The following is a 15,236-nucleotide window of genomic DNA, read 5'->3' as shown; positions in this document are numbered from 1 at the left end:
CTAACTCTAGGAGGAATTCATAATGGTTGAAAATAAAGTCGTTATTATTACAGGTTCTGCTCGCGGGATTGGATTTGAAATTGGTAAGCATTTCGCTGAAAGTGGAGCTAAAGTGGTTCTTTCCGACATTAATGAAGAATCGGTGAAAGATGCTGCGGAATCATTGAAAAAACTTGGTTTCGATTCAATTGGAGTCAAAGCCGATGTTACAAAAGAAGAAGATATCGTAAATATGGTGAAGGAAGCTAAAGAAACATACGGTTCGGTTGACATCGTGATTAACAATGCCGGGCTCCAGCATGTATCGCCAATCGAAGATTTCCCGACGGCTAAATACGAATTGATGATAAAAATCATGCTGACAGCGCCGTTCATTCTAACGAAAGCCGTATTCCCGATCATGAAAGAACAAGGTTTCGGCCGCATCATTAACGTTTCGTCCATTAACGGTGTTATCGGATTTGCTGGTAAAGCGGCTTACAACAGTGCAAAACACGGAGTGATCGGTTTAACGAAAGTTGCTGCATTGGAAGGTGCAGAGCACGGCATTACGGTTAATGCTTTATGCCCTGGATATGTCGATACTCCGCTTGTTCGCGGACAAATGGCAGATCTGGCGAAAACACGTAATGTTCCGATTGAAGATGTATTGGCAGAAGTCCTTCTTCCATTAGTGCCTCAAAAACGTTTATTGAATGTTAGTGAAATCGCTGATTATGCATTGTTCCTGGCAAGTGATAAAGCGAAAAGCGTAACAGGTCAAGCTGTTGTCATTGACGGCGGCTATACAGCTCAATAATACCTATTTATAAGAAAAATAAAGGGTGAACCTATCTGACAATTTTAATCTGGCAGAGAGGTTCACTTTTGGCGTATTTTTGACTGGTTTGGGGAAATTATTCAAACTTGGAATAAATGTTAGGGGGATCTTCATGGACTTAATGATTATATTGCTGGCGCTGGTGCTATTGATGTTTGCAGCCTACCGCGGTTATTCTGTCATTTTATTTGCACCTATCTTTGCACTTTTACCGGTTTTCTTCATTGACCCGGGTAATGTTTTGCCGTTCTATTCCGGTGTATTCATGGAAAAGATGGTCATTTTCATCAAAAACTATTTTCCCGTCTTTTTATTAGGGGCCATTTTCGGGAAAATCATCGAAATGTCGGGAATCGCCGAATCGATTGCGAAGACGATCGTCCGCTTGATCGGTGCCAAACAGGCGATGCTGACGATCGTCCTTTTGGGTGCGATATTAACCTATAGCGGCGTAAGTTTATTTGTTGCGGTTTTCGCCATTTATCCTTTTGCCGTTCAATTGTTCAAGCAAGCCGACATACCTAAAAGGCTTATGCCGGCCACCATCGCACTGGGGGCATTCACGTTCACGATGGATGCATTGCCGGGAACTCCGCAAATTCAAAATGTCATTCCCACGTCCTTCTTTGGTACAAACATTTATGCAGCTCCGATCCTTGGAATCATAGGGGCCATTTTTGTCTTATCGGTCGGATTGGCGTACTTGGAAAGCAGAAAGAGACGAGCCAAAAAAGCGGGAGAAGGATATTATGGGTTTGCAGAGGAAAATGCCGCTGATCCTGAACAGGAAAAAGGGGAGCACGTCCCTGATTTACATTCAAACCAATCAGGATTACGGCAGATTTTAGCATTCGTTCCGCTTGGGTTGGTTGCCATCATGAATAATTATCTGTCTAAAGCCATACCGAAATGGTATCCGGATGGATTTGATTTTTCCGCAATGGGATTAGAAGATTATTCTGTTGATGTAGCGGCCAATGCGGCAATCTGGTCGGTGGAGATTGCACTGGTCGTCGGGATCATCACAGCCCTTGCCTATGATTGGAAACGAGTGACGAAAAACATGAAAGAAGGACTGAACAACAGTATTGGCGGCTCACTGCTTGCCGTCATGAACACTGGTTCGGAATATGGATTCGGCGGAGTCATCGCAGCCCTTCCAGGTTTTGTGAAAATCAGTGATGGAATATCCGGTGTGTTCTCGAATCCGCTTGTAAACGGTGCTGTCACCACTAGTGCACTTGCAGGCATAACAGGGTCGGCCTCCGGGGGAATGGGAATTGCATTAAGCGCAATGGCTGATAAATACAATCAAGCAATCGCCGCGGCCAATATCTCACCTGAAGTGATGCACCGTGTAGTCGCAATGGCATCAGGCGGCATGGATACACTTCCGCATAACGGAGCCGTCATCACCCTGCTTGCCGTCACAGGATTAACGCATAGGCAATCATATGGCAGCATATTCATGATCACCATCATAAAATCATTGGCTGTATTTGTCATCATTGCCCTCTATACCTGGTTTGGCATTATATAAAATGGTGAATTCACGATATCGACGAAAACAACAGGTTTAGCTCTGAAAATGGAGAAATATCGACGTTACTTACAAGTTTATCTCCGAATAAAGAGAAATATCAACGAAAACTGCCGATATATCTCCGAATAAAGAGATATATCAACGAAAACTGCCGATATATCTCCGAATATAGAGATATATCGACGAAAATACAGGTATATCTCCGAAAATGGAGAAATATCAACGAAAACAGCCGATATATCTCCGGAAATGGAGAGATACGAGTAAATCCCCAAAACTTATGAGTAAAACCCTAAATAAGGCTAGTAAGGTATCCGGACTTGATGTGTGGGTACCTTTTTTTATACATATTGCAATTTATAAATTATAAAATGTAATATATATGTTGCAAAAAGTGAAATGAATCATATAATAAGGGTAAGCGATGGAATTAAATGGAGGTCGATTAAAGATGAATCTATTTAAACGAACGAAAAAGATCACGGATGAGCGGATTGAGAATGTAAGAAATAAAATTTATAAAGAAATGTATTATGTCATCTTGGTCATTTGCTTGGCGAGTGCACTTTTCAAATTATATAAATATGGTGCAGGCAGCGGGGAGTTATATCTGGAATTCGCGATCCTTGTTGGAGGAGGGCTGTATTACTTAGCTCGTTCGATTTTCTTAGGTGTATTCTGGGATGAAGTGGAGATGCATGACCGCAACAGCAAAACACCGATGAGCAAGAAGACGGTTCTTGGGGCGGTTGCTTTAGCACTTGTCATCGCTATATTCATGGGCGTGAATAGTGCTGTATCCTATGCCGATGGCAGTTCCCAGGGCGTATGGTATTTTATATTGGTATCGTTTGTATCCGTCATGATCTATTTGCCGATTTTACTTCTGTTTTTTGGCGGTATATACTTGCTGGCGAAGAAAATCGGAATGAAAAATAGCTAAGATAATAAGAAATAGTAGGTGCTGTCCCTTGAAGAATATAAAACTGAAGCTTGCGAGAGTAGAAAAGGACTTGTCACAAGAAGAACTGGCCAAGATTGTCGGCGTATCCAGGCAAACGATAGGATTGATTGAATCCGGAAAGTATAATCCCTCATTAAGTTTATGTGTCGGGATTTGTAAAGCATTATCCCGTACATTGGATGATTTGTTTTGGGAGGAAGACTAATTGGGTATCCATTGACTTGGATATCTTTTTTTTCAGGAATTTATCATCAAAAAATGGGGGAAGGTATAGCATGTAAGCAAAAATCTAACATTCGAGAGGGATGGTTTGATGGATCGTACGATTGGTTACTTACGTGAGATATTGTCTAACTATACGGACCAATATCCTGAAGCGCAGGAAATATATAATAAAATCAAAAGCGGACACTTTCATTCGGAAGAAGAACTCGTCAATAAGCTATCCGGTAAAGAGGCCAGTCTCCTTAACCATATTCTTCCTCAGGAAATCAAGCATGCAAAGGAAGCGAGTGATTCGGAACGGGTCACGCAATTATCAGAGGTATATGAACTGATTATTATATGATGAAACCTTGTCCATGATGATCATGGACAAGGTTTTGTTGGTTTTATTCCATTTCACTAAGTGAATCCATATGACTGGCAATCATGGCGATGATCGTGCTTGCTTCTTCCTTGCTGAAAATGAAATTCGTTTCATCCTTTATCAGGTCATCATCCGCTGTCCTAATCCGATTGATCCGTTTCAGCACACCATCACCCGTCTCCTGAACGATACCGAACTGGTAGGTGACCTCCACTTCATTATCCTGGATATAGGCAGTCACTTCAGGCGTTTCCCAATCTACATCGATTTCGTATATATCGGAATTTTCGCCGTCAGGATCATACAAATCATCATTATCATCATCCATATCCATTTCATATGCATAATCGTAATCATCATCATCCTCATCTTCTTCCAAATAGTTATGGAAGCTCTCATGGACAGCATCGATGATATCTTCAATATCCGAAAGGATGACCTTGCTGATCTGCCCTAAATCCGGATCGAACGATTCCATATAAAATTCTTCATTATACGGATCAAAAAACAGCGAGGAAAAATAATCCCGCTCATCGTCTTCCAGCTCTGTATAAAACTCGATGCGTGGATGCTTAGACCCGCGCTCCACGATCATACTGCCATTGCGATCGTATTTCTCACAAATTGATTTAAGATGATCCTGCAATTCCCCGCTTACTCTGTCAAACCATTCTAATGACATCAACATCCACTTCCTTTCGAGATTATTATTTCCCAGAAAAGCCGAACATGACATGCCATTTAAAGGCAGCTGCAATTTAACTACGCATCAGGAATGTCTGTAATAAAAAAAGAATATAAAGGGAAAATAAGATAAAAGCAAAAACGTTAGATTTCCCTATACCTTTCAATGATGAAGTCAATAAAATACCTGCTGGCGATTGGCAATACCCTTTTATCCTTATACGCCAAAGTAATGGTTCGGATAATAGAAGGAGAGATGCTTTTCGTTACAATATTATAGGGACATTTATGTAAGAGCAGTTTCGGTAAAATCGAAATGCCAAGCCCTTGTTCAATCATGGACATAATCGCATAAGGATCATATACCCGGTATTGTGTATCAGGTTCAAAATCGAACTGTTTAAAAATCATTAATGGTTCATGTACCACTCCCTCATCCAACAGAATATAAGGATCTTTTAGCAATTCCTCCAAGGAGACTTCTGTGAATGATGTTAAAGGATGATCTACTGGCATCGCAGCCACCATCTCATCTTCTTGCAAGGGAATCGTAGTTAAATCCGAAACATTTGAATTCACAAAGCCAAAGTCTACGCTGCCTTCTTTAATCCAGTTTGAGATTTCCGTATAATTTCCTTGATGTAATTCGAAATGTACAGTTGGATAAAGTTCCTTAAAATCCTTGATCAATCCTGGTATCCAATGACATGTAACACTGGAAAAGGTGCCAATTCGAATAAGGCCGCTTTGCAGTCCCTCCATCTCTTTATGCTTTTCAGTCAGTTCCCTATGTGAATTGCAAATCTTCCTGATATATGGCAAAAATTCCTCGCCATCTGGTGTCAGTGTAATACCCTTTCGAGAACGTAAGATAAGAGTGGTGGAAAGCTCTTCCTCTAATGAATGCACCATTTGGCTAATGGCGGACTGCGTATAGCCAAGTTCTTCAGCCGCTTTTGTAAAACTGCCTGTTTCTATGGTTTTGATAAAAGCATAATACGAATTCAACCGAACTGACCCCTTTGCATTAGTAATTCTAATAGACCTATTATAAAAATTGATTTTACTAATGTAAATGGAAGAAATAAAATATAGTTGGAATCTAAAATTAAATCATGGAGTTAAAGCAGAAAAATAATGAAGATTAACGTTAAATACAGAAATATTATTTATGCATGTTTAATGGCTTTTTGTATGTCCTTTTTTATTTCATTCATATTAGTTTCAATAAATAGGGGGTATGATCATCAATTCCTATCTGCATGGTTAAAAACTTGGTCACAGGCTTTTATTTGTGCTTTCTTTGGAGCTTACTTCTTTCCGAGAGTCATACAACAAATAATGAGAAGAATTAATTTTGTAGAAAAACCGCCCATGATTGAGAAGGATTTATTAGTGAGAGAAGAAGACAATGGATGATGCCAGTAGATAATTAAAAGGATTTCCTGATTTTAGTGCTGCCCAAATGATGGGGAGCCTTTTTTGCGTTTCCCTGCAAAATTTCAAGATCATGCTACTTTCATCCTGTAAAAGTTTATATAGAGTGTGAAAGGGGGTGAGTGGCATGGCAAACCAGATTCCAGTTTCAAGTACATTGCGGATCGATTTTGAGACGGGGTTAAATGAAAAAGGGGCTCTCGTTTTCAAGCGGAGGACCTTTTCGAACATCAAGGTCGAGGCGACGGCGGATCAGTTGTTTTCGACGGCTGTTGCAATCACAAGTGTGCAGAATTATCCAATGGGTGAAGTGACCCGGGTGGATATGTATTCATTGATTGGCTAAACGGTATTTGGAAAGAGGCCGGAAGCGGGGGAGGTGATTTGAAATGGCTAAAGTACTGGAATTGATTTTCGTTACGGAGGAAGGAAAGTCAGCGACGATTTCCGTTGATAATCCGAAGGAGCCGGTCGAAGTGAATACGGTTAAACTGGCAATGGAAAAAATCATTGCGGGGAACGTGTTCGTTACATCTTCAGGGGATTTCGTCGATTTGAAAGCGGCACGCCTTGTCGAGCGGAATGTCGAGGAAGTGGAACTCATCTAAGAACGGGTCTTGTTGGTCACCCTGGAAGAGAGGTGAAAAAAGTGGATCAAATCCTGCCGTTTGTCAGTGATATTGGGTTCCCGATCATTGTTACCCTGTATTTGCTTCATAGGATTGAAACGAAATTGGATACTTTGAATGAAACCCTTGTGGAGCTGCCAGAACGCCTGCGAGAAGGAATTCCGAAGTCAGGTTAAGGATAAGCGGGGAGCCTCGTGGGTGATAGCATCCATGAGGCTTTTCCTTTTAAAATGGAAAAGTTTTAATAGATTCTAGTTTTATATCAAAACTATCGGGTATACATAAAACTGTAGCTAGTTCATCAAAAATCCAAATAATAAGGAGGAGTTTTAATGGCTAACAACAATGAAAAAATGAGCAGGGAAGAAGCTGGCCGCAAAGGCGGGGAAGCTACAGCAAAAAATCATGATAAGGAATTTTTCCAAGAGATTGGTCAAAAAGGCGGAGAGGCCACTTCCGAAAATCATGATAAGGAATTCTATCAGGAAATCGGCAAAAAAGGCGGAGAGGCTAGAGCCGATCAACGTGATTCCGATGATTGAAAAATGTGCAGGGAAAAGCAGGACTTAATGGCGGGGAAAAAAAGCCGCCGCTAAAAAAACGATCTGAAGTTTTTAGCTGAATCTAGTTTTATGGCCGTTCAAGCGCGTACATGACATATGTAGCTAGTACATGGAAAATCCAAATAATAAGGAGGAATTTTTAATGGCTAACAACAATGAGAAAATGAGTCGTGAAGAAGCAGGACGTAAAGGTGGAGAAACAACAGCGAAAAATCATGATAAGGAATTCTATCAAGAGATTGGCCAAAAAGGCGGAGAGGCCACTTCCGAAAATCATGATAAGGAATTCTATCAAGAGATTGGCCAAAAAGGCGGAGAAGCAACCTCCGAAAATCATGATAAGGAATTCTATCAAGAGATTGGCCAAAAAGGCGGAGAAGCGACATCCGAAAATCATGATAAGGAATTCTATCAAGAGATTGGTAAAAAAGGCGGAGAAGCGACATCCGAAAGCCACGGCAAGGAATTCTATCAGGAAATCGGCGAAAAAGGCGGAGAGGCACGGGCCAATCAACGTGATGACTCCGATGATGGAAAAATGAGCCGTGAAGAAGCAGGACGCAAAGGCGGGGAAAAAAGCCGCCGTTAAAATATAATCCAGTGAAACTTATACATGACCGAGGGAGTAAACATTCCCTCGTTTTTTTTATGCCAGCACAGCACATCGCAAAGTGTGCTCAGGGATTAAAGTGGGTAAAGAATAACACCTATAAAAGAAGAGGTGATGAAGAAGTTGATTGCCCATTATTCATTTCCCCGTTTAAAAGTAGGCGTAGTTACATTCACAGCACGGCATTCATTGCTTGCTCTTGGTCTTGCGGGAATTGCTTATCTGGTCTCCAATAAGAGGAAGCATCAAGCGGTATTCAAAACGGCTTCATTGATGTGCAAAATTGAACGGAAAGAGGATTCCATCAAGCTTATTTGGCCTGATGCAGGTGGTTACTATCGGGTATTCAGGGGGCGAGAGCTGATTTACAGCGGCTCGGAGCCGAAGATGGCAGATCGGGGTCTGGCTCCAGGAACCATCTATACGTACACGATAGATAGCTTGAATGATAAAGAACAGGCAGTGAACAGGATGAAAATACAGACATCAACGACCGCCGAAAATAAAAAAGAGGATAATATCCTTTTGGATTTGGTATTCACGACAATTGTCGCAAAAGGCCAAGCCAGCCTGGAATGGGAGCCCATCAAGGGAATTAAAGAATATACGATTTATCGAAACGGCGTGGATATTGGGAAAGTGAGTGGATGTTCCTTCAATGATCGGAGTATTAGTGAAGATCAGGAATACACATATACCATTAAAGCGAAGCGGCCCCTACCGCGTTCAGAGCAGGAATCCTATGCCGTGAAATCCCTTGTAGCGAGTATTGTCGGAGCCGTAAAGAAAGGTTCATCACAAGCAAAGGCGGCGATCGAGGAAATAACGAATACCAAAAAGATAGGACCTGTAAAACAGCTTTTGCAGTCAGTTGAAAACGATGTGGATGGTAAAAGGAAAAGAAATTGGCAGCTGCGCTATTCCACTTTTTTACCGGAAGAGTGGCTGAAAAACCCCAATCTGGCCTCAAAGGTTCCCTATTTTAAAGGAGACAACCGCGGGTTTGATCCAGAATCATCCCGTTTCCGGACCAGGGTCGATGTGTACATTCACGAAAAGGAAAGGGAAGCCGAGATTGAATTTTCCAAAGCTGTCGGGAAAAGTGAGGCTTACAACCATGATGGGGATTTCCTTGAGGAGGGAGTGGCCTCGGATGAAGGTGTTATAGTGAAGCGCATATTATCCAATCATGAGAAAACGACAATCCAGCTGACACACTCTGTAGGCAATCCGATCATCATTTCACCTGCCGTGGATTATAAAGTGATCGGGACCTTTTACCGAAATGGCGAAATCAATATCGCCGGCTATCATGATCAGGCCCCGCATCACGAAGTCTACCTAAAGGAGACAGACGACCAAAACTGGGAACCGCTGCACCTAGCGGAAAACAAAGGGCTCGAAATGATGGCGCACCCTACGGCCAATCATTTATGGAGATACTCCACATTCACACAATGAAAAGGACGAAAAGCCAAGATCGCTGTTCGTCCTTTTTTTTGTTTATTAGCCTTTGTTATAGGAAAGCATTGATTTTTTTATAGTCTCGTTAAAATACCTATTCCAAATCTGTGAGAAGATGTGACACAAGATTAAGTCATTATAAATGCGGCAATCCTTGTATGACTATCCGTATACCTTTTTGCTTGAAACCTGCTAGACCAGAGTAGCAGCTATTAAGTTATTTGCAATTATTAGTGAATTTTAGGTAATGATCGCTTTTGTTATATCTTCCAATTTTCCCTATTGGTTTTTGGCTAATTAGTTATTTAGGAAAATTTAATTTAACTAATTATTGACCAAAATTCAAACGAAAATAAAATACAATAAGTAAATTGTACCGATTTATATAAAATATGGTAAAATATATCTAGTGTTATATAATATTTTAATAAAAAATTTGAACTGGTGATGTGTTAGTTGAAAAAAATCATTAGCTGCCTCATATGTTTCTGGAGCTGCAGCTCTTCTTTGGTCACAAAATGTAAACCTTGATAATAAAGAAATGCGCACAAAATTAAAAGACTACGCTACAACACTAGAAAATCAAAAAAAATATGATTTGGTAAATGTTGATCCTTCTTTCTCTCAATATGTTCCAGATAACATCCAAACAGATTCGAAACAAGATGAATTAACCGAAGAGGAATGGGCATTTCTAACTGAAGCTGGTTGGTCAGAAGAAGCTATTGATGGAACAACTAATGAAGAAATGAAAGAGTTTATATCTGAAGGAGCAATGAACCCTGTATATTCTGAAACTACGTATACATTTGTGCCGGAATATGAAATTAGTGGGGATGTACAAGCTCAAAATTTAAAGAATGGTGGAAGTATAACTCTAAAGGTAAGTGCGTCTTATCTTGGAATTAAGAATAGTAATGAAAAACAGTTTAAAATAAATGGTAGTTATAATTGGAATATCATGCCAAAAAATCGGTACGTGGATCTTTTTGCTCTTGCCTGGACTGATAACGCTTGGTATAAATCTACAAGTAAATTATCTCATACTTATTATGGTGCAATACCTATTACTGAATCTGTTACTGTTTTTAAACCTTCTTTAAAAGCGGGTATGTCGTGGAAAGTAGACCTACGTGTTGGATCACATGATGATATAGGGAAATTCACTCAATATATTTATCTACCTAAATCTGCTTCAAGTAAAAACAATGGACCTTTACAAGCAATAGTAGAATATTCTCATGCTTTCACAACGATAACTCCATCTATTGGTGGTGGCTCAGGAGGTTTTTCATATGGAATTTCTACAGGAAAGGGTAAAGACTACGCGGATAATCCTCCTATAAGCAGTGTAAAAAGTTACTAAATAAATAGTTAGAGTAACAAAAAAGAGAGAATAAAACATGTAATGTTCAACATTTGGAAGGGGTATCTTGTGCGAAAGTTAATTATTGGTATTGTGATTATTTCATTAATAATATTTGCCTATTACTACTACATTGCTCAAATTGATAAAAAGAACAATAAACTCGATCTTAACGTCGAACAATCCCTTGAACATCAATTGACAACAAAAGACTATGAGAGTTTTACTTATAAAATTACAAATAATACAAATAAGAACTTTAATTTGCTATTTGCTACAGGTAATGAAATAGACGTAGAATTCAAAACAATAACGAATAGTCCAATTAAAGAGGGTACTATCATTACTGTTGAATCTCAACCGACTAAAAAACATAAAAAAGATTTTAATAAAGGAGACACATGGGAGTATACTATAAAAATTAATTCGAAGTTGCTTTCAAAAGGAGATTATCAATTAACCGCTCAATTTATTCCAAGTAATGCTAGTACTCTTAATAAAGTTGAGCAAATAATAACTCACCCTTAACAAATACATAAACACACTTCATAAATATTGTTCTTTAATGTACTAACCACATTTGTTAAAGAGTCGTAACCGCAATTCTATAACGTAAAAAAGGTAATTCAGCTGAATTACCTTTTTTACGTTATAGAAAGCCAGTAAAGAGACTAATATAACGAAAGCAGAAAATTAAATACCTTTTCCATCTGTGTTTTCATTCCGAGCTTAATAGTTAGGGGCTTCGATTTACAATAAAAACCGCTTTCGAACACTTGGCGACGGCAGCATACAGCTTTCTTCTTTCTTTCCGAACCATTTGTAACGGTTCCTGGCAATGAAATCATAAACGAAGTTCCGAATGAAGCTTGGGACGATGATGAAACCGTAAAGCAATTTCCATGCCCCTTGTAAGCGGCGGCAAATCCTCAAGGCTGCAGACGATTTATAGTAGGCCATACCCTTTTCAATCAGCACCATACTATCTATATCTGCAGGAACAGCATACTTCTTCAGCAACTCTTGTCCTGCCTCACTTTGAAGCGAAGCGTAATGAAAAAGCCCCTGCGGATCCCGCTTTATAATGAACTGGACACTCGAATCGCAAAAGTTGCATTCACCATCAAACAAAATGACCGGATTCATGAACATTCCTCCTATAGAGAGACGTTATCATACTCATGCTTATATAATACACTACCCGTTTTGAAAAGGCGAAAACGTCTGGAACTGCCTGGAATTTTGATGATGGAAGGGATTGTCGTTCCGGCAAGTCATTAACGGGTACGATAGCGCCGTAAGCCAATTGGCGGGTGGACCATGATATAGGCAGTTTTTTGACTGTTATCAAACTGTTATTTTCCATTAACTAAACTGTAAACAAGCTGTGATATGGTAGATACTCCAATGAAGTTCCAAGCCGGCAATCCTATAGTAGAGGAACGCCGGCTTTTTCATTCAAACCATAAATGAGGATTAGAAAATATAACTGGCAGTTTCTTTATAGGAGGTAAGATTTCATGAAACGTGATCCGTATTTTGACAATGCGAAAGCTGTCTTAATCGTACTAGTTGTTTTGGGGCACACATTAGCTAGAATGGTGGAAGAAAACCAATGGATTTTAACTATTTATCTGTTCATTTTTTCATTCCATATGCCAGCTTTTATTTTAGTATCCGGTTACTTCTCCAGAAAGATAAAAAACAAAAAGGACCTCTGGGGGCTCATTAAGAAAATATTAATTCCCTATGTAATATTCCAGGTGATATATACCTTCTATTATCAGAAGGTATTTGATGAACCAATAGACTTCACAATATTGACTCCAAGATGGGCTTTATGGTTCTTAATAAGCTTATTCTGCTGGAATATATTATTGTTTATATTTTCCTCCAGGAAATATGGAATCGTCCTTTCAATCATTGTCTCTCTAATAATCGGTTACTTTGGTGAAGTGAATGAATGGTTAAGTTTATCGAGAACCTTCTTTTTCTTTCCTTTCTTTTTAATTGGACATTTTTTAGAAAAAAATCATTTTGAATGGGTTAAAAAGAAAAGTAATGCCCTTATCGGCTGGGCTGTACTAGGGTTAATCTTTATCGGTATTTATTTCTATGGGGAAATGACTTGGAGGGAATGGTTTTATGGCCGCTTAGGTTATCAGGAATTAATGGAAGGCTCCATTGCCCTCGGCTTTATATATAAGTTACTCGTATATTTAATTATGGGAGCAGCAACTTACTGTTTTTTATGTATAGTTCCTAAAAAACAAACGTTTTTTACGGAAATAGGATCCATTACATTAGGTATTTATCTTTTTCATATGTTTTTCCTGGAATATGTTTACAACTCATTTATTTATGATTGGATCAAAGAAAGTGGCCAATACTATGTTTTATTAGTCATACCTGTAACCATAATATTTATATTATCAAGAAAACCGATAGTAAAAGTGGAATGTGCGTTAATAGGAATGAAAATGAAAACATAACAGAATTCTACCTATAAAGTAAATATCCCTTCAGAGATTGAATGTTGAGACTGTCGACAAACTAGATGAAAAATAAGTCTGCTCAATTTTTATTTGTAAAACAGGGAACGTCGATTGGAACGTAGGGCACTCGCTTTCCGCGGGCGGGCGGGAGCCTCCTCGGCGCTCCTGCGGGGTCTCCCATGCCACGCTTTTCCCGCAGGAGTCTCGCACCTTCCGTTCCAATCGACTTTGTGTTTTGAAAGAAAAACTGTAGGCCAGGCTCATCTAAACCATGTTTAAGACTAGTTTATCCTTCATGTTTTTTCCTGTACTCCTAAATGGATGGAAGAAATTTGCGACACTCCTGCCGAATAACTGGCTAGCCGAGACCCCACAGACGCTTGCGTCGAGGAGGCTTGGCAGACAGTCGGCGGAAAGGGAGCGGGATTTCTGAAATCAACTGGAATTTTTAAAAGAAAAAACTGCAGTCAAACTCGCTTTTCTTAGAGTTTATCTACAGCCAGATCCCTTCCGTTTGAAGGGTTTTTTTCTTGCCAGATATTTAGTGATCTACAAAAAACTTCATTTAATGGAGATTAAATGGAGGCTCCACTAAAAGGGATACAACCCTTTTAAAGTTATTTCAGGAAAGAAAATGAAGGTGATTACCCGAAATGTTTCCAAAATTATTAAGGGGTAATTACTTTTGTATTTCACTTTCAATAAAACAACTTTAAACATTCAGATTTATTTTATTATGACTATATAAGATTTAACTATCATCAAAGGAGCGGCATATGAAAAAGTTTTTCATCATCTTCATTTTGGCTTTAATCCCTTTCGCCTCTACGAAGGTAAGTGCAGAATCTGACTTACCTCTCAATAGTGAAGCCGGGATCATTATTGACGCGAAAAGTGGAAAAGTATTATACGGAAAAAACATGGATAAACGTATGTATCCAGCCAGTCTAACGAAAGTTGCCACGGCGATATATGCTATAGAACACGGGGATAAGAACGAACTAGTGACTGTTAGCAAGAAAGCAGCGAAGGCAGACGGGTCTTCGGTATTTATTGAACCTGGGGAGGAAATAGAGCTTTCCGAATTAATTGCAGGCATGCTGATCAACTCCGGAAATGATGCAGCCATCGCAATTGCCGAGCATATGTCTGGCAGTGAAGAATTGTTCATGGAAGATTTGAATGAGTTTTTAAGAAAAGAAGTAAACATCACCGATACTCATTTTACGAACCCCCATGGATTGTTTGACAAAGACCATTTAACTACAGCCAGTGACCTTGCGAAAATTACCCAATATGCTATGAAAAATGAAACGTTCCGTGAGTACTTTGGGAAGAAGGAGTTACCATGGGAAGTGGAAACATGGGACACAACTCTGATTACCCATCATAAAATGTTAAAAGGTGAACTCCCCTATAAGGGAATAACCGGCGGGAAAACCGGTTTCGTCAGTCAATCCGGCTACACCCTGATTTCTACTGCCACTAGAGGAGAACAGGAATTGATTGCTGTCACTCTAAAAGCTCCTTCAGACAAAATTGCCTACTCTGATACCAAGCTTTTATTCAACTATGGCTTTGAAAACTTTAAATCAGGCAAAATTGATAAAAAAAGCAAACTTTATTCAGCGGACTACTCTAATTCCTACACGCTGAACGAAGACTTATACTATACTCATTTAATCAGTGATCAACCTAATCTTAAAACGAGTAATGATGGAATTCTCTCAATCATGAACCAAGAAGGGGAAGCAATAAAATCCTTTGACCTTAACACGGTCGCTGATGTTAGGAATACAGTATTGCCTGCCCCGATTAAACAAGAAACAATCAATGATAACCTAATAAAATTTTCTGTCCCATCTCTAGGATTGGGAGGCTTTTAGAACCTGTTACTATACATACCCAGCTTATAAATAATAAAAACAATAAAAGAGTACCCTTATCATCCACGACTGATAGGGGTACTCTTTTATTATTAGTCTTGATGATCCAGGACAGGAACAAGATCATGAATTCGGTATAATTCCCTGCCTACAATAGCCAACTGAATTGGAAATGGAGTATATGAC

General features: G+C 39.4%; 18 protein-coding genes and 1 pseudogene. 16 read left to right on the top strand and 3 right to left on the bottom strand.

Annotated elements, in window-relative coordinates:
- Positions 1-22: 22 nt before the first annotated feature.
- The 5 genes from MKX49_RS19460 (at position 23) to MKX49_RS19440 (ending at position 3,895) form a co-directional block, all read left to right on the top strand.
- On the top strand, positions 23-799 hold the full coding sequence (locus tag MKX49_RS19460; RefSeq protein ID WP_340877413.1) for a 3-hydroxybutyrate dehydrogenase: 777 nt from the start codon (positions 23-25) through the stop codon (positions 797-799).
- Between the two features lie 133 nt (positions 800-932).
- Positions 933-2,360 (top strand): GntP family permease, encoded by a 1,428-nt coding sequence (locus MKX49_RS19455; protein ID WP_340877412.1) that lies wholly within the window; start codon positions 933-935, stop codon positions 2,358-2,360.
- Between the two features lie 454 nt (positions 2,361-2,814).
- Positions 2,815-3,306: a DUF6773 family protein gene (locus MKX49_RS19450; protein WP_340877411.1), complete on the top strand. Its 492-nt coding sequence runs from the start codon at positions 2,815-2,817 to the stop codon at positions 3,304-3,306.
- Positions 3,307-3,334: 28 nt separating this feature from the next.
- On the top strand, positions 3,335-3,532 hold the full coding sequence (locus tag MKX49_RS19445) for a helix-turn-helix transcriptional regulator (protein ID WP_034309784.1): 198 nt from the start codon (positions 3,335-3,337) through the stop codon (positions 3,530-3,532).
- 108 nt (positions 3,533-3,640) lie between these two features.
- Positions 3,641-3,895 (top strand): sigma-G-dependent sporulation-specific acid-soluble spore protein CsgA, encoded by a 255-nt coding sequence (locus MKX49_RS19440; RefSeq protein WP_034309781.1) that lies wholly within the window; start codon positions 3,641-3,643, stop codon positions 3,893-3,895.
- A gap of 43 nt (positions 3,896-3,938) precedes the next feature.
- Here the strand turns inward: MKX49_RS19440 and MKX49_RS19435 are convergent, their stop codons facing one another.
- Both MKX49_RS19435 and MKX49_RS19430 read right to left on the bottom strand, forming a co-directional pair.
- Complete coding sequence (locus MKX49_RS19435) at positions 3,939-4,598, bottom strand: hypothetical protein (protein WP_034309777.1); 660 nt, start codon at positions 4,596-4,598, stop codon at positions 3,939-3,941.
- Between the two features lie 146 nt (positions 4,599-4,744).
- A complete protein-coding gene (locus MKX49_RS19430) occupies positions 4,745-5,608 on the bottom strand; it encodes a LysR family transcriptional regulator (RefSeq protein ID WP_340877410.1) in 864 nt (287 codons plus the stop codon).
- Between the two features lie 129 nt (positions 5,609-5,737).
- Between MKX49_RS19430 and MKX49_RS19425 the strand changes: the two genes are divergently transcribed.
- The 9 genes and pseudogenes from MKX49_RS19425 (at position 5,738) to MKX49_RS19385 (ending at position 11,197) form a co-directional block, all read left to right on the top strand.
- The gene (locus tag MKX49_RS19425; RefSeq protein WP_340877409.1) at positions 5,738-6,019 is read left to right on the top strand and encodes a DUF2798 domain-containing protein; all 282 of its coding nucleotides are present in this window, start codon (positions 5,738-5,740) and stop codon (positions 6,017-6,019) included.
- A gap of 145 nt (positions 6,020-6,164) precedes the next feature.
- A complete protein-coding gene (locus MKX49_RS19420) occupies positions 6,165-6,383 on the top strand; it encodes a DUF1659 domain-containing protein (protein ID WP_063594617.1) in 219 nt (72 codons plus the stop codon).
- A gap of 43 nt (positions 6,384-6,426) precedes the next feature.
- Positions 6,427-6,645, top strand: coding sequence for a DUF2922 domain-containing protein (locus MKX49_RS19415; protein WP_053536155.1), 219 nt, complete (start codon positions 6,427-6,429; stop codon positions 6,643-6,645).
- A gap of 41 nt (positions 6,646-6,686) precedes the next feature.
- Complete coding sequence (locus MKX49_RS19410; protein WP_034309764.1) at positions 6,687-6,842, top strand: YvrJ family protein; 156 nt, start codon at positions 6,687-6,689, stop codon at positions 6,840-6,842.
- A gap of 156 nt (positions 6,843-6,998) precedes the next feature.
- Positions 6,999-7,202: pseudogene (locus MKX49_RS19405) on the top strand (KGG domain-containing protein); the annotation flags it as partial.
- Positions 7,203-7,371: 169 nt separating this feature from the next.
- Positions 7,372-7,818: a glucose starvation-inducible protein GsiB gene (gsiB, locus tag MKX49_RS19400; protein ID WP_048883183.1), complete on the top strand. Its 447-nt coding sequence runs from the start codon at positions 7,372-7,374 to the stop codon at positions 7,816-7,818.
- A gap of 135 nt (positions 7,819-7,953) precedes the next feature.
- The gene (locus tag MKX49_RS19395; RefSeq protein ID WP_340877407.1) at positions 7,954-9,300 is read left to right on the top strand and encodes a DUF3238 domain-containing protein; all 1,347 of its coding nucleotides are present in this window, start codon (positions 7,954-7,956) and stop codon (positions 9,298-9,300) included.
- Between the two features lie 544 nt (positions 9,301-9,844).
- Positions 9,845-10,669: a hypothetical protein gene (locus MKX49_RS19390; RefSeq protein WP_340877406.1), complete on the top strand. Its 825-nt coding sequence runs from the start codon at positions 9,845-9,847 to the stop codon at positions 10,667-10,669.
- A gap of 69 nt (positions 10,670-10,738) precedes the next feature.
- Positions 10,739-11,197 (top strand): hypothetical protein, encoded by a 459-nt coding sequence (locus MKX49_RS19385; protein ID WP_063594613.1) that lies wholly within the window; start codon positions 10,739-10,741, stop codon positions 11,195-11,197.
- Between the two features lie 222 nt (positions 11,198-11,419).
- On the opposite strand, the gene MKX49_RS19380 is transcribed toward MKX49_RS19385, so the two are convergent.
- On the bottom strand, positions 11,420-11,815 hold the full coding sequence (locus MKX49_RS19380; protein WP_340877404.1) for a thiol-disulfide oxidoreductase DCC family protein: 396 nt from the start codon (positions 11,813-11,815) through the stop codon (positions 11,420-11,422).
- 374 nt (positions 11,816-12,189) lie between these two features.
- Between MKX49_RS19380 and MKX49_RS19375 the strand changes: the two genes are divergently transcribed.
- Entirely contained in the window at positions 12,190-13,161 is a 972-nt protein-coding gene (locus MKX49_RS19375; RefSeq protein WP_340877403.1) for an acyltransferase family protein, read from the top strand.
- A 779-nt stretch (positions 13,162-13,940) separates the two neighbouring features.
- Positions 13,941-15,050, top strand: a complete 1,110-nt coding sequence (locus MKX49_RS19370) for a D-alanyl-D-alanine carboxypeptidase family protein (RefSeq protein WP_053087427.1) — start codon at positions 13,941-13,943, stop codon at positions 15,048-15,050.
- Positions 15,051-15,236: the final 186 nt, after the last annotated feature.

Source organism: Peribacillus sp. FSL M8-0224, from assembly GCF_038003055.1.
GTDB lineage: Bacteria > Bacillota > Bacilli > Bacillales > DSM-1321 > Peribacillus > Peribacillus frigoritolerans.
Note: the sequence above shows the minus strand (reverse complement) of the source record. Positions and strands in the feature narration are given on the sequence as shown.

Coding starts and splice junctions, on each gene's coding strand:
- MKX49_RS19380 (WP_340877404.1), bottom strand. CDS start 11,815: ATGAATCCGGTCATTTTGTTTGATGGTGAATGCAACTTTTGCGATTCG.
- MKX49_RS19435 (WP_034309777.1), bottom strand. CDS start 4,598: ATGTCATTAGAATGGTTTGACAGAGTAAGCGGGGAATTGCAGGATCAT.
- MKX49_RS19450 (WP_340877411.1), top strand. CDS start 2,815: ATGAATCTATTTAAACGAACGAAAAAGATCACGGATGAGCGGATTGAG.
- MKX49_RS19425 (WP_340877409.1), top strand. CDS start 5,738: ATGAAGATTAACGTTAAATACAGAAATATTATTTATGCATGTTTAATG.
- MKX49_RS19395 (WP_340877407.1), top strand. CDS start 7,954: ATGAAGAAGTTGATTGCCCATTATTCATTTCCCCGTTTAAAAGTAGGC.
- MKX49_RS19440 (WP_034309781.1), top strand. CDS start 3,641: ATGGATCGTACGATTGGTTACTTACGTGAGATATTGTCTAACTATACG.
- MKX49_RS19375 (WP_340877403.1), top strand. CDS start 12,190: ATGAAACGTGATCCGTATTTTGACAATGCGAAAGCTGTCTTAATCGTA.
- MKX49_RS19455 (WP_340877412.1), top strand. CDS start 933: ATGGACTTAATGATTATATTGCTGGCGCTGGTGCTATTGATGTTTGCA.
- MKX49_RS19370 (WP_053087427.1), top strand. CDS start 13,941: ATGAAAAAGTTTTTCATCATCTTCATTTTGGCTTTAATCCCTTTCGCC.
- MKX49_RS19460 (WP_340877413.1), top strand. CDS start 23: ATGGTTGAAAATAAAGTCGTTATTATTACAGGTTCTGCTCGCGGGATT.
- MKX49_RS19420 (WP_063594617.1), top strand. CDS start 6,165: ATGGCAAACCAGATTCCAGTTTCAAGTACATTGCGGATCGATTTTGAG.
- MKX49_RS19415 (WP_053536155.1), top strand. CDS start 6,427: ATGGCTAAAGTACTGGAATTGATTTTCGTTACGGAGGAAGGAAAGTCA.
- MKX49_RS19390 (WP_340877406.1), top strand. CDS start 9,845: ATGCGCACAAAATTAAAAGACTACGCTACAACACTAGAAAATCAAAAA.
- gsiB (WP_048883183.1), top strand. CDS start 7,372: ATGGCTAACAACAATGAGAAAATGAGTCGTGAAGAAGCAGGACGTAAA.